Genomic DNA, 13,538 nt, shown 5'->3' on the forward strand with positions numbered 1-13,538 from the left:
TATCCTTCAGAACTCGGATTATTTAGTTATTATTTAGTGCTGCGCGAATAAAGCCGTTGTGCGCGGCGAGGCGTGATTTGGCTTGTTCGGCATCCAAATTGGCCAAAATCATTAAGATGGCGGTTTTACAGTGGCGATCGCAGGCATTTAATGCTCGCTCTGCTTCTTCTTTTGAGGCGTCGGTTGCTTCCACAACAATGTTGGTTTGGCGTTGAATGAGCTTGGCGTTGGTGGCCTCTACATCCACCATTAAGTTACCAAACACCTTGCCGCTACGAATCATTGCGCCTGTTGTAAGCATGTTTAACACCAGTTTTTGTGCGGTGCCGGCTTTCATACGAGAAGATCCAGTGACAACCTCTGCGCCAACTATCGGCAGAATCGCGATGTCGGCCGCTTTTGCCATGGCACATTCTGGATTACAAGCGATAGATGCGGTCGTAGCTCCGATGGATTTAGCGTACTCCAAACCACCTATCACATAAGGTGTGCGGCCACTTGCTGCAATGCCTACAACCACGTCATGCTTGGTGAGGTGAAGCGCCTTTAAGTCGTCTTGACCCATTTTCGCATTGTCTTCTGCGTTTTCTACCGCTTTCAAAATCGCCTGATGTCCACCAGCAATTAAGCCAATTACCATATCTGGATGCGTGCCGTAGGTAGGAGGACACTCGCTCGCATCAAGAATGCCTAAGCGACCTGACGTACCAGCTCCCATGTAAATTAAACGGCCACCATTTGCAAAAGCTTGGGTAATTGCATCAACTGTCTCTGCAATTTGTGGTAGCACCGCTTTTACCGCGAGCGGGACTTTTTTATCCTCTTCATTAATGACTTGCAGCATCTCGATGGTCGAAAGCGTATCGATCTCGGCACTGGCTGGGTTACGGCTTTCTGTCACCAATCGGCTTAAATCAATTTTCATGTTTTACACTCTTCGTAATGTTCAATCTGAGGGCGATTCTATGGAATAAAATATTCTGTTTTGGTGATAAAAATCACACTTGAGGTTATTCTTTGTGCAGGGGAAATTTGGAATAATGAGAGAAAATATACGTCCATTACATCCGGTATAAACTGGCTTGGTTAGAATAATCATGGGGTTAAATCAAACTCCAATTATTTTTGTTTTGGAATAATTTATTTAAATTTTTTGAGGTTTTTGTTGTGTCAGTTATCAATAAGATAGTCGCGAGGCGTACTCAGCTTTCGCAAAGTGGTCGTTTGGTCGGCGATTGGATTGTTGAAAACGCAGAAAAGGCCGCGCTGCTCACTAGCCAAGAACTTGCGGCGCAAGTAAAAGTGAGTCAATCGAGCATTGTGAAATTTACTCAGCGTATCGGCTTTAAAGGTTACAGCGAGTTTAAATTAGCTCTGAATGAAGAGATTGGCCGTAAGCATGCGATGCAGTCGACACCGCTGCACAGTGATATTTTGGCTGACGACCCCATTGCGGTTATTTCACAGAAACTGGTGAAAGCGAAAACCGATGCTATGTTTCAAACCACCAATACGCTGTCTTACGAAGCGTGTCACCAAGCGGTGAAATGGTTGAGTGAAGCGCGTCGAGTGGAAGTGGTCGGGATTGGGGGCTCTGCACTGACCGCGAAGGATTTAAGCTTTAAACTGCTTAAACTTGGTATTACGGCGCTTTCTGAACAAGACAGCCACGTGCAGATTGCTGTTGCCCGCACGCTCTCTCCAGAAGATGTTCAGATTGCAATTTCGTTTTCGGGTGAACGCAAAGAAATTCTCGTGGCAGCAGAAGCGGCAAAAGAGCAGGGCGCGAAGGTGATTGCGTTATCAGCGCCCGGAAGAAGTCGCTTGCGCGGCATTGCCGATATTACGTTTGATACCATCGCCAATGAAATGGAGCATCGCAGCTCATCCATTGCTTCGCGCACCGCGCAAAACGTGATCACCGATTTGCTGTTTATCATCTTGGTTCAGCAAAGAGACGACAGTGCCCGTCAGTTGATCAGCGATATCAGTACCGACATCAAGCAGATCCTCACATGATCGCTTGTTCAACAGCGGACTAAAGATCCGGATCGTGCCTCAGCAAAGCAATAAAGGCGGACAGATGCTTTTCAATGGTGAGATCGGCAGAAATCGCGGGCAATTCCAACGTGATGCAAGGTAAATCACGTTCACTACACCAAGTGCCGAATGAGCCGGGTGTTTCGTAGTCGACATCGTCTACGATTGGCAGTTGGAACTGCTCGCTGAGCCATTTGGCAAGGTCGGAATGTTTGGGATCATCCACAAACGCAAGCGGTTCATGAAACGACACCACAAACTTTGGCTTGCGCAGTTCAATCAAGTTAATTAATGCGCTAACTTCAGGCTCTAGTTGGTTTTTAGTGCCAGTTTTCACCTTTACGTCTCGAACGGGTGTGTGAGAGCTCCATCGATACACGGTGCCATGCTCAGTCCAATTTTGGGTTGGAAACGCGCGATTGAGATCCACTTGGTTTGCATTTGCACGTGTGCCTAGCTGGTTGCCGTCAGGATTCATTGACAGAATCACATCATGTCGTAAGTTTTCAGCAGGCAAGCTTCTTAGCGCGCAGGACAAACCTGTAATCGAGGCCGTCTCATCCCCGTGAGTGCCTGCCAAAATCAAACCTCGCGAAGCACTTTCGACTTGAGCCGGAAAATACAGTAATGGCGCACCAAGCACGGATTGACCGTATGATGTTGGTCGAATTAAAAATGCCGCTCTTTCCGTTCTTGGAATTAGACTCACCGTAATCTCCTGATTGATGAAGTAGTATCAATATCTAAGCTAATTACACCTAGCTAAACTGAACCGTTTAAACTCGTCAACGGTTGAAATGTTAATTGTGGCACTTGCTTCACAAGACGCGTTAGGAGAACGAAAAACGATATGGATTTTAAAAAACATTCAACGGCGTTGCTGATTTCCTCTTTATTCACCCCTTTTCTTGCTACATCAGTTGCTGCGGAGACCTTACCTAAAGGCATTCAACTTGCCGCAGAACAGCATTTAGTACGTGCGAATGACGCAGAGGCGGCGACGCTTGACCCTGCGAAAGCCGAAGGTCTGCCAGAAATGCATGTGATTCGTGACTTATTTGAAGGGCTTGTGATTCAAGATCGTGACGGAAACATCATTCCCGGTGTGGCAGAATCATGGGAAACCAACGACAACCAAACCTTTACTTTTCACTTGCGCAAAGAAGCGAAATGGTCGAATGGCGAGCCTGTGACGGCGGAGGATTTTGTCTATTCACTGCGCCGAGCGGTAGATCCGAAAACCGCTTCTCCAAATGTTTGGTATCTCAAACTCACCAAGATCAAAAACATCGCCGATGTAGCAGAGGGCAAAAAGCCTTTGGACGAGCTCGGTATCAAGGCGGTGGATAAATACACCCTACGTTTTGAGTTGGACAGTCAAGTTCCGTACTTTGTCGCCATGACTGGGTACACTTCCATGATGCCAGTGCATCAAGCGACAGTGGAAAAACGCGACAAGCCGTGGAGCGATCCAGACCAATTTGTTGGCAATGGTGCATTCACACTGGATAAGTGGGTCGTGAATGAGCGCATTGAACTGGTTAAGAGTCCAAGTTACTGGGACAGCGCAGATACGCATCTAAACAGAGTGACTTACATTCCGTTTGAAAACCAAAACGCGTCGATCAATCGTTATGCGGCAGGAGAGTTGGATATCACGTCAGATGTGCCGACTCATATGGCGCAGAAGCTTAAACAAGATTACAAGCAGGCTTACACGGTGGTGCCATTGTTGTGCACGTATTACTACGCGTTCAATACCACTCGTCCGCCATTTGATGATGTGCGAGTGCGTCAAGCGGTGTCGTACTCCATCATGCGTGATGTGATTACGAATGGTGTCACGCAAGTGGGTAACCTTCCTGCTTATACCTTTGCGCATCAGTACACCGCCGGGTTTGATGCGACGCCGCCTGAATACAGTAAGTGGAGTCAGCAACAACGTGACGAGAAAGCGCGTCAGTTGTTAAAAGAAGCGGGTTACAGCAAAGACAAGCCGCTCGATTTTAAATTGCTGTACAACACCAGTGAGGCAAACAAATCGATCGCGGTTGCGATAGCGTCGATGCTACAAAAAAATCTCGGTGCAAACGTGGAGTTAGAAAACCAAGAGTGGAAGTCGTACTTAGTGGCGCGTAAACAAGGCAATTTCGATGTGATGCGTGCTTCCTGGTGCGGTGATTACAATGAAGCGTCTACTTTCCTGAGCTTACTTCGCTCAGGTTCTTCGGGTAACTTTGCACGTTACAGCAGTGAAGCGTATGACAACGCGATGAACAGTGCATTGGCTGCAACTAATGAGAAAGCGCGCCAAGGATTTTACGATCAAGCTGAACAGTTGCTGGCGACAGATATGCCTATCGCGCCAATCTATTACTACATGCAAGCACGTTTGGTTCGTCCAACCGTGGGTGGCTTTGCAAAGAATAACGTAGAAGGGCGCATCTACTCGAAAGATCTCTACATCAAGAAGTAGCGCTCAAAACAAGCGATAAATACGAAGCCCCGAAGATGTGTCTTACGGGGCTTCTTTTTATTGTTAGCGAGCGGAGAGCTTGTCCACTAGCATTGCGATTCGTTTGCCAAGATACTCCGCCGTTGCAACATCAGAGGCATGCAACTGACCACCTTCACCACCTTGTGCAACAATACCACCTTGTACACCATAACGATTCAGGTTTTGCTCCCCAGAATTGCTGATCTTATCCAACCCGACCCACATCATGCCGTGTTGGTTAGCGAGCGTTTGTAGATATTGTAATGTGCAAGATTGGTCGCCATTCATTGCTCCACCACTGGTAAAGCCAGCCGCGATTTTGCCCGCCCATTTTTGGTAATACCAAGATTCACTGCTTGCATCTGCAAATGCTTTAAACTGCGCTGCTACACCGCCCATGTAGGTCGGTGAGCCAAAGATAATCGCATCACACTCAGCAAGCTCATCCATTAAGTGAGGGTTCACAAAACGTCCCTCAATAATCTCACTGCCTTCAATTCGGTGAGAGAGGATTTCACATTCACCTTGCTGCTTAATGCCTTGTTGTTCAACGCCTGCAGCAATCGTGCGAGCAAGTTGGCCAGTAACGTCGGTTTTAGAGAAATAAATAATCGCAATTTTGGACACTATGGTTCCTTTTGTATTGTTGATTTTGAATCGTGCGAATAAGGCTAAAACCTCAAGATAAGTTGAGGTCAAGAAGAGATTTGAGATAGATAAAGTACGAATTGGTATCTAAAGAGCTTTCTTATAGGATAAGTCGACGGCATAACTACAGTGAATGCAATGATGGCGAATGTCGTGTATAAAAGCGTTAAAGGAAGACCTTAAAGATGTAGAAAACTCTCTTGGAAACAATGATAAAGGTACCGATACTAGTGATGATTAATAGGCGGAAAAATAGATTAAAATATGTAAACTCAGACCTGATCCAAGGCGGGAAAAGTACATTTCATCGTTTCTTAAGGCGAGGGATTATTATCATTATGGTAGGAGGCCTTTCTACAGCCTTTTCCACGGCATTTGCACACTTTATAGGGGGGGTGTTTGATGTGGATATGAATGTTCATCCAGAGAGCTTAGAAGAAAAAGTGCATGCACTACTTTTTGTTTCGGTCAGTCTTGTTTTTTACCTCTTTTCTGCCCTTATCTCGCTAAATATTAGTGGGTGGCTCATAATGAAGCTAAAAATATAAGCTTAACTAAAACCATGTCCTTGTATTTTAAGGAAGATGGAACTAGTGACGATTTTTTCTTTGCTTGCACCATCTCTATTTTTTGTATTTATTTAAGGTTCGTAAAGAAGAAGCTTACTTTGGTTAAAGTGGCGCTTTTGGTTTCGGCGATGTGTCATGTGTTTATCATGAAAGAATACAGCGGTGACCTTTCAGTTTATACGTTTTGTCTCTTCACTGTTGTTCTCCATTAACTTTGGGTTATTTGTGACTACCAAGTGATATTAAAAAGCCGATGTATCTACATCGGCTTTTTAGTGGGTTATTTCTTTCTGCGAGTATAAATCCGAGATTTTGCTTTACTTGGCTCTGGCTTGTTTTTCGCCAGCTTTAGTACCGCTTTTTGCAAAATCTGGTTGTTTGGGTAAGTGATCAAGTTACCGTTATCGTGCTTAATTAACACGTGAAACATACTGATTTCTTGAATCTCGCCGCTGATGTCTTCGTCTTTGTCTACGACTTTAATGCGATCGCCCACTCGGTATGGGAAGACAAAAAAGATCAAAAAGCTGGCAGTGATGTTGCTCAGAATTGACCACTGCGCAATAAACGCCACACCCAATACGGCGAAAATGGACGATAGGAACAATGACACATCGCCATAGCCAATCCCGGTGATAATGGCAAAAACAGACGCGGTTAAAAATAAAAGCACGACGTTAAAACAACGCTGAATAAAACTCAGGCGGGCCTTTTTTACACCTTTTGAGGTCGCTAAGTTTAAAATGGCTCGATTGACGATTCTCTTCAGAATGCGATAAGCAATCAGGACAATAATGCCCATTAAGACTTTGTACCCGAGAGAGCCAGCGGTGAAATACTGGCTCACTTGATCTAGATGGATCCAATCATTCATTTCTTCAACTCGACGATATTAAGAAAACCGCTGTTATAGCTGATTTTCTGATGTAAGTAATCACAAATTTTTCTCTCCATTTTCGTCTCTCTACCTAGGAATTTCGCCCTAGAGCCTACGGAGAGTTGTAGAGTTTTATCAATAGTGTGCAGAGCTTTACTTCTGTTTGCGCTCACCGCATATATTCAACCAAAGTTGATGCGGTTTTAAAGTGTTTAATGTTTGAGCTGTATCTCATATCCGGTATTGTATGAGGCTAGGATCGTATAAACGTGCTGAATATGATTTTTGTCCTGATAACCTAAGACGTGTTGAGTGAAATGGCTTGCTAGGATATCTATCAAATGGAAGAAGATGAAAAGGCGATTATGATTTTATTCGTGATTGTTGGCCTTGTACTCGTTTGGATAGTGCTTGAAGAGCTTAACTATCTTGGATTCTCAATAAAATAAGCCCCGTTAAACATGAGTCAAACGGGGCCTTTCTCTTTTCTAAATGCTAATTTCGGTTAGCTAACCGCACGTACTTTGCCTTGCTTCAGGTCATTCAGCACTTGCGCTTTAGGACCATCAGCAATGATGCTGCCTTTCTCCATCACAATTACTCGATCAACGATGTCGAGCATCGACGTTTTATGCGTAATCAGTATCAATGTTTCGCTCGGTTTGAGCTGAGATAGCTGGTGCTTAATATGCATTTCAGAGCGGTTATCCATCGCGCTGGTTGGTTCATCCATAAGTAGGACGGGAGGACGGCCCAAAAATGCACGAGCGATCGTGACGGCTTGACGTTGACCACCAGAAAGCATCGCACCACCTTCACCTACTTGACGTTCTAAACCTGCTGGATCCGATTGTGTAAATGCGGTCACGCCTGCACGGTTTGCTGCATCAAGCACGTCTCGGTCATCGGTTAGTGGACGACCCAAGGTAATATTGTCGCGAATCGAACCGAAGAATAGATTCGAATCTTGAGGCACACAGCCGATGTTACGTCGAACATCAACGTGGTGAAGCTGTGCAATATCAGTATCATCGATACGTACGTGCCCCTCTGTTGGCTTATACAAGCCCATAATCAAGCGCTCTAACGTTGTCTTACCCGAACCAATCCGACCGATTATCGCGACTTTTTCACCAGGATTTATCGTGAGAGAAATGTTACGTATAGACGCGACAGGAGAGTCTGGGTAATGAAACGTTACGCGATCAATTTCAATCTTACCTTGGATGATTGGGCGATGGATATAGCGTTTCCCTTCTTCTTGCTCGTCCGGCATTTCCATGACTTGATTGATAATCGTCATAGAAGACTTCGCCTGGTTGTAGCGCGTTGAGAGCAAAGACAACTGAACCAAAGGCCCTATGGCGCGACCACTCAACATGGTTGCGGCAATTAAGCCACCCATGGTGAGTTCGCCTTCTGCAATCAGATAAACACCGAGAATGATCATCCCAACGTTACTACTTTGCTGCACGAAGCCAGCCGCGTTCTGGATGCTGTCGGTAATGCGGCGGCTTTTGATATTCCAGTTCGCCATGTGCGCCACCGCTTCTTCCCAACGGTATTGGAATTGGCTTTGCGCGCTGAGCATTTTTACGGTTTCTAGCCCCGCTAGACTCTCAATTAAGTTGGCGTATTTTTGCGATGCTAAGCGTGACCCTTCCTCTATAGAGCGACGCAGCGGTCCTTGAATCAGTAGTGAATGAACAATCAAAATGACCACGCCGACCATTGGAACATACACAAGATCGCCAGCCATTAGCCATATAATCACCAAGAACAGAATGGCAAAAGGCAGGTCAATTAGGGCACTGACGGTTGCAGACGTGAAGAATTCTCGAATAGATTCAAACTCTTGAAGATGGCGAGCGAATGCGCCGACTGAAGGCGGCTTGGACTCCATTCGGATGCCCATCACTTTGCTGAACAGCTTGGAGGAAATCAGAATGTCAGACTTCTTTCCTGCGACATCAATAAAGTAGTTTCTCAACGATTTGAGTATGAAATCGAATAGAAAGACAACAAAGATGCCGCTTGCCAATACCCATAAGGTTTCAAACGCGAGATTCGGTACCACTTTGTCGTACACCAAGCGAGTGAACAGCGGGGCGGCAACGGCAAAGAGGTTGATGAGAAGTGAGGCGATTAAAACATCGCGGTAGATACGTTTTGACTGCCACAAGGTTGACCAAAACCAGTGACCTTCGTTGGTTTTGAGCACCTCGGGAGAGCGCTCATCGAAACGGAATTGCTTTTTAACTAAAAAGTAGCGACCAGTGTACTGCTCAAGTAGGTCTTCTAATGGAATGGAGATTGGCACCATTCCACTTTCTAAGGTGGTGACTTCGGCTTCGCGTGTCTCCGCGTTAATGCTGTTGAGAACGCATGAGTCACCGCCTTTAAGAACTAAGATTGCCGGCAGAATCAGGCTGGAGATGTTCTCCAGCTCTGCACGGTTTTCCTTGGCAACCAATCCGGCCCTTTCCGCTGCTCTTGGTAGCAAAAATGGAGTTAGCTTGCCGTCTGAAAGCGGAAGGCCATTGACCAGCGCTTCTGGCGAGTTAGCTAACCCATAGTAACGGCTAACATAGATGAGCGAATTCAGTAAAGGGTCTTTCATCTGTGGTAAACCTTTTTATTCCTTGTCGACGATGAATCCTTGGAATACCTCAACAAAATGCTCGGTGAGGAAGTCCAACTGGATTTGAGTTTCAATACGCGACGCGATAGTCGTAATGCCTAGGTTATGGGCCGTACGAGAAATCGACGTTAGCGTGAATTTCTGTTTTTCGTCGTGTAAGTTGTGTGTGAATAGGTAATCGAGCTTCACATAGTTAGGGCGGAACTCTTGGATGTACTCCAATGACTGGAAGTTACGTCCATAGTTATCTACGCCAAACTCAGCCCCGGATTGGCGAATGGCATTACATAACAGCGCCGTGTGGTGAGGCTGATCAATAAAACACTCTTCTGGAATTTCAAAGTGTAGCTTAGAGGCCACTTTTGCGTGTTTTTCCAACATGCTGGTGGTCCAGCGAATGAACGATGGCTGAGACAAGCTACTTTGCGCAATATTGATCGCGACAGGATCAGTTAGCTCGCCACTTTCTAGCATCTTAATCATCGACTCAATAACGTATTGGTCGAAAATATTGGTGGCGTCTAGCTGCTCTAGTGCGAATAAATATTGGTTGGCACGGAACGTTTCGCCCTCTTTTTCGATGCTTGAGAACACTTCGTTATGGAACACTTTACCCCAAGTGTTCTTCGCTGCTTGGAAGCGGAATTTAACCCAATCGCTATGAATCGCTTCTTCAACCAGCGCTTTCCACTGCTGTTTACCCATTAAGTTAGAAGGTGTGTCACTGCCGATAAAGCCGTAAGCTTTGTCTGGTTGAGCTTTGGCTTTCGAGAGCGCATTATCCACCATAGATAAGATTTCAGAGCGCGTTTTTTGGTCTTTACTATGCGCAACACCTAAGGCTGCTTTTGGTTTGGCTAGACCTGTTGGATCAGTGTTCAACCCGTTAACGCAGTTCACGATGCTGTCCGCCAAAATGCGTAGTTCGCTTTCATCCATGTGTGGGAAAAGCAGACCAAATTCATCACTAGACAGGCGTGCAATGGTAGCTCCCGGCACATCAATGGTGTTTTTCAGACGTTGAGACAGCTCTTTTACGTGGGCATCGGCGCGTTGGTAGTCTTTTGTCTCGTAAATGTCACCAATGTATTCTGCATGGAGTAGCGCGATACCCCCTTGCGTTTGCTCTGCCAACCATTGGTCGATTTGGTTGATGTAGAACGAGCGATTACCCAGTTTGGAGATAGGATCGAGGTAAGCTTGAGCACGCAGTCGTTGTGCCTCTTTCGCTTGCTCTTTGAATGACAGCTCAATTTGAGCAGACATCATGTTAATGCCATCTACGACCGCGATCAGATCTTTGGTTCTTGGACGAGCAAGTGGTTCACCAAATTGGTTATTAGCGATTTCATGCATTTTTTTCACGATGGCCGCTAATGGTTTTAGTGAGCGACGGAGGATGTACGAAATCGCAATTAAACCAGCCAGGAAAATGACACTGAATGCAGATAACAAACCAATAAAGCCTTGCCAGAGCTGCTCGTAAGCTGCTCCTGGGTGGCTAATGATTTCCACTTCAGCAAGTTGCATCCAACCACTGGTTACTACGCGCTTATCGTGAATGGCTTTGAATAGATTCATGTCGATAAACCATTGTGGCACCGTACTTGGTTTAACCGGGTAAGTGCGCACGATTTGGTAGTCAGAATCTAAAGCGGTAAGGCGAACAACCGAGTAGGTGCTGCCGTCAAACAGAGCATTAATCACGGATTCTACCGCGACTTTATCTTTGTCTTTAAGGTAAGGAGCCAATGCCAAACCTACGGTGTTAATGGTGTTGTTGACCTCTGAACGTTGCTGTTGTTCCAAGCTGTCTCGAGTCGTGTTGAATTGGATTACGAATACTGATGCCAACAAGAGTATAAAGACCGTAACCATTCCCACTACAAGCTTCTTATATAGGGTCATGTTTCTCACTCGTCATAGTTAATTTTAGGTTTATTTAACTGCAACTTACGTTCGCGCGAGCGTAAGTCATTCCAAAGGCTCAACCGTGATGCTTTCCCTGCCAGCTCTCCAGTGCTAGCAGAAGACTTCATCAACCACAGGTTTGTACCATTAAAACTGTATATCGGTAGCAAGTCGCTACGTTTAGAGGCTCGGACAATATCAGGGTTGATATTGTCGAGAATGAGCGGCTCAGAGCTTGGGGTTGGGTAGTAAGCTAATACCATGTGAAACTGATTCAGTTCGATGGCTTTTACGTAGATCAAACGCATCTTAGAATCTGGTATTCCTAGCTCGAGTAACGAGAAGTACTTGGCGATGGTGAAATCCTCACAATCCCCTGCATTACTCCCTAAAAATTCGAGTGGCGTAGCCCAATAATCTGTCTTTCCCCACAGTTTTATGTCGTCAACAAAATACAGCTGGTTAAAAAAGTCGTTGACGCCAGCGAGCTGTTCATGTGTCTCTAATTGTTTAAATAAGTCGAGGTTTTTTCGCCATGTATTTACGCGCAATCCCGCACGTTCGCCGTACACCGCTGTGACCGTATTGACCCATTGTTGTTCTTTACTGCTTAACGCACCAATTTGGAACGAAAAACAACTTAAACTGATTAATAATGTAACTTTACGCTTCAAATTGGATCGCATATTCGACTCATATCACAAGTATACTCTTCTAAAGGGTTCGTCAGTGAGAAACAAGTGCTTTTTATTTAATCACTTATCGCTCAATACTCGCCGTTGTGAGTACCTTGGTGTGATTTACTCCTTCAAGGCGTTCGTTTTGGCACTTAAAATCGGTTTAAGTAGATATTCCAAAACGGTTCGCTTCCCTGTGATGATATCGACCGATGCCGTCATTCCTGGAATGATTGGTAAATCTGCATCTTGACCAAAATTCGTTTTATCGGTGCGGACACGAACGATGTAAAAGCTATTTCCTTCTTCATCTTGGGTTGTATCTGCGCTGATGTGTTCCAATTCACCCTCTAAGCCGCCGTACTTAGTGAAGTCGTAAGCCGTAAATTTCACGATGGCGTGTAGGTCTGGGCGCAAAAATGCAATGTCTTTGGGCGCAATTTTCGCTTCTACTAATAACGTATCTTCAGTTGGTACAATTTCGACGATATCCATGCCTGGCTGGATAACACCCCCAACGGTGTTGATGTTCAGCGTTTTGATTTTGCCTGTGACTGGCGAGTTCACAACGGTTCGATTAACTCTATCTTCTAAACCCACTGCTGATTCAACCAAAGCAGATAACTGGTCTTGGGCGCTGTTGAGTTTCTCTTGCTGTTCTGAACGGAATTTGAGCGCAACATCAATGCGATTAAGCATGGATTCTCGAATCGCTGACTTTAATACCGGGATTTTGAGCTCACTGGAAGTCATTTCGCGGCGGGTGTCGTTGACTTGGCGTTGTAACTTGAGTAATTCAATACGAGGCACAACACCTTCATCAGCCAACGGTTTGGTGATGTCTAATTCTTTCTTCGCATATTGATAGCTTTGACGTAAGTTCCTTACTCGCGCTTCAATCTCTACCAAGTCCTGCTGCTTTTGCTGAACTTGTTGGTCAATCACCGAAAGTTGGTTGCGTAAATTGTCTAAATCTTCGCGGTATTCAGCTTTCTGGCGCTGAGTGAGTTTCGGTTGAGTTTCTTCTAAAGTTGGTGGAAAGGTCAGTTTTCCATAATCGAGTACTACGCTTTGGCGCCAGTTTTCCGTTTTAAAATCACGATTCACGGCAACACTGTTGATTGAAGCTGAGAGTTGCAGCACAGACGCAGTTAGGTTGGCAACTTGTTGTTCACGCTCACGAAAATCAGAGCGAAAGCGAGTGTCATCGATAAGAAGTAACTGCTGACCTTTTTCAACCAATTGACCTTCTTTGACTAAAATTTCTTTGACTAAGCCACCTTCTAAGTTTTGGACAACTTGAATCTGTGAAGAGGGAATGACTTTTCCCTGACCAACAGTGACCTGGTCGATTTCAGCCCAAGATGCCCAGCCTATTGCAGCAATAAAAAACAACACCATCACCCAGAGCATCAAACGTGCGCTGTTGGGGGTGTTGAGGAGCAATGCTGCAGTTTTGTCGTCAACAAAATCCAACTCTTCATTGTTGAGTTTGTTGTAGTTATCTCGGCTCATCACAGTCCCTGCTTATATAAATGCTGATTATCTTTTTGATCTTATTATTATTAACCGATCATGTCAGTATGCTCGGCGAATAAAAATATGAGACGAAGACCATTCTCTCTCCGAATGAGCGTTTTCAATGCTTCTCTAGCAAAAGAAAAGTGGAGATACCGTC

Annotated in this window: 11 protein-coding genes; 3 read left to right on the top strand and 8 right to left on the bottom strand. The window is 45.3% G+C overall.

Annotated features, from left to right (window positions below; genetic code table 11):
- Positions 1–22: 22 nt before the first annotated feature.
- A complete protein-coding gene (gene murQ, locus VEA_RS20005) occupies positions 23–925 on the bottom strand; it encodes an N-acetylmuramic acid 6-phosphate etherase (RefSeq protein ID WP_006740895.1) in 903 nt (300 codons plus the stop codon).
- Positions 926–1,167: 242 nt separating this feature from the next.
- On the opposite strand from murQ, the gene VEA_RS20010 reads away from it, so the two are divergent.
- Positions 1,168–2,019, top strand: a complete 852-nt coding sequence (locus VEA_RS20010; protein WP_006740894.1) for an SIS domain-containing protein — start codon at positions 1,168–1,170, stop codon at positions 2,017–2,019.
- Positions 2,020–2,038: 19 nt separating this feature from the next.
- On the opposite strand, the gene mpaA is transcribed toward VEA_RS20010, so the two are convergent.
- Positions 2,039–2,749 carry a murein tripeptide amidase MpaA gene (mpaA, locus tag VEA_RS20015; RefSeq protein ID WP_006740893.1) on the bottom strand — a complete coding sequence of 237 codons (711 nt, stop codon included), beginning with the start codon at positions 2,747–2,749 and terminating at the stop codon, positions 2,039–2,041.
- 141 nt (positions 2,750–2,890) lie between these two features.
- On the opposite strand from mpaA, the gene VEA_RS20020 reads away from it, so the two are divergent.
- Positions 2,891–4,516: an ABC transporter substrate-binding protein gene (locus VEA_RS20020; protein WP_006740892.1), complete on the top strand. Its 1,626-nt coding sequence runs from the start codon at positions 2,891–2,893 to the stop codon at positions 4,514–4,516.
- Between the two features lie 63 nt (positions 4,517–4,579).
- Here the strand turns inward: VEA_RS20020 and VEA_RS20025 are convergent, their stop codons facing one another.
- Positions 4,580–5,164, bottom strand: coding sequence for a flavodoxin family protein (locus VEA_RS20025; protein ID WP_006740891.1), 585 nt, complete (start codon positions 5,162–5,164; stop codon positions 4,580–4,582).
- A gap of 230 nt (positions 5,165–5,394) precedes the next feature.
- Between VEA_RS20025 and VEA_RS20030 the strand changes: the two genes are divergently transcribed.
- Positions 5,395–5,733 (top strand): hypothetical protein, encoded by a 339-nt coding sequence (locus VEA_RS20030; RefSeq protein WP_025627651.1) that lies wholly within the window; start codon positions 5,395–5,397, stop codon positions 5,731–5,733.
- Positions 5,734–6,034: 301 nt separating this feature from the next.
- On the opposite strand, the gene VEA_RS20035 is transcribed toward VEA_RS20030, so the two are convergent.
- The 5 genes from VEA_RS20035 to VEA_RS20060 all read right to left on the bottom strand — a co-directional run bounded on the left by VEA_RS20035 (position 6,035) and on the right by VEA_RS20060 (position 13,375).
- Complete coding sequence (locus VEA_RS20035) at positions 6,035–6,628, bottom strand: mechanosensitive ion channel family protein (RefSeq protein ID WP_012842403.1); 594 nt, start codon at positions 6,626–6,628, stop codon at positions 6,035–6,037.
- Between the two features lie 508 nt (positions 6,629–7,136).
- The gene (locus tag VEA_RS20045; RefSeq protein WP_006740888.1) at positions 7,137–9,251 is read right to left on the bottom strand and encodes a type I secretion system permease/ATPase; all 2,115 of its coding nucleotides are present in this window, start codon (positions 9,249–9,251) and stop codon (positions 7,137–7,139) included.
- A gap of 15 nt (positions 9,252–9,266) precedes the next feature.
- Positions 9,267–11,180, bottom strand: a complete 1,914-nt coding sequence (locus tag VEA_RS20050; RefSeq protein WP_031780239.1) for a bifunctional diguanylate cyclase/phosphodiesterase — start codon at positions 11,178–11,180, stop codon at positions 9,267–9,269.
- Positions 11,181–11,185: 5 nt separating this feature from the next.
- Positions 11,186–11,869 carry a transglutaminase-like cysteine peptidase gene (locus VEA_RS20055; RefSeq protein ID WP_005392134.1) on the bottom strand — a complete coding sequence of 228 codons (684 nt, stop codon included), beginning with the start codon at positions 11,867–11,869 and terminating at the stop codon, positions 11,186–11,188.
- 114 nt (positions 11,870–11,983) lie between these two features.
- Positions 11,984–13,375, bottom strand: a complete 1,392-nt coding sequence (locus tag VEA_RS20060) for an HlyD family type I secretion periplasmic adaptor subunit (protein WP_006740886.1) — start codon at positions 13,373–13,375, stop codon at positions 11,984–11,986.
- Positions 13,376–13,538 lie beyond the last annotated feature (163 nt).

This window comes from Vibrio antiquarius (genome assembly GCF_000024825.1).
Lineage (GTDB): Bacteria > Pseudomonadota > Gammaproteobacteria > Enterobacterales > Vibrionaceae > Vibrio > Vibrio diabolicus.

Bases quoted from the DNA above. Each gene is read 5' to 3' on its own strand.
- murQ (WP_006740895.1), bottom strand. From the start codon at position 925: ATGAAAATTGATTTAAGCCGATTGGTGACAGAAAGCCGTAACCCAGCC.
- VEA_RS20055 (WP_005392134.1), bottom strand. From the start codon at position 11,869: ATGCGATCCAATTTGAAGCGTAAAGTTACATTATTAATCAGTTTAAGT.
- VEA_RS20050 (WP_031780239.1), bottom strand. From the start codon at position 11,180: ATGACCCTATATAAGAAGCTTGTAGTGGGAATGGTTACGGTCTTTATA.
- VEA_RS20035 (WP_012842403.1), bottom strand. From the start codon at position 6,628: ATGAATGATTGGATCCATCTAGATCAAGTGAGCCAGTATTTCACCGCT.
- VEA_RS20030 (WP_025627651.1), top strand. From the start codon at position 5,395: ATGATAAAGGTACCGATACTAGTGATGATTAATAGGCGGAAAAATAGA.
- VEA_RS20020 (WP_006740892.1), top strand. From the start codon at position 2,891: ATGGATTTTAAAAAACATTCAACGGCGTTGCTGATTTCCTCTTTATTC.
- VEA_RS20045 (WP_006740888.1), bottom strand. From the start codon at position 9,251: ATGAAAGACCCTTTACTGAATTCGCTCATCTATGTTAGCCGTTACTAT.
- VEA_RS20060 (WP_006740886.1), bottom strand. From the start codon at position 13,375: ATGAGCCGAGATAACTACAACAAACTCAACAATGAAGAGTTGGATTTT.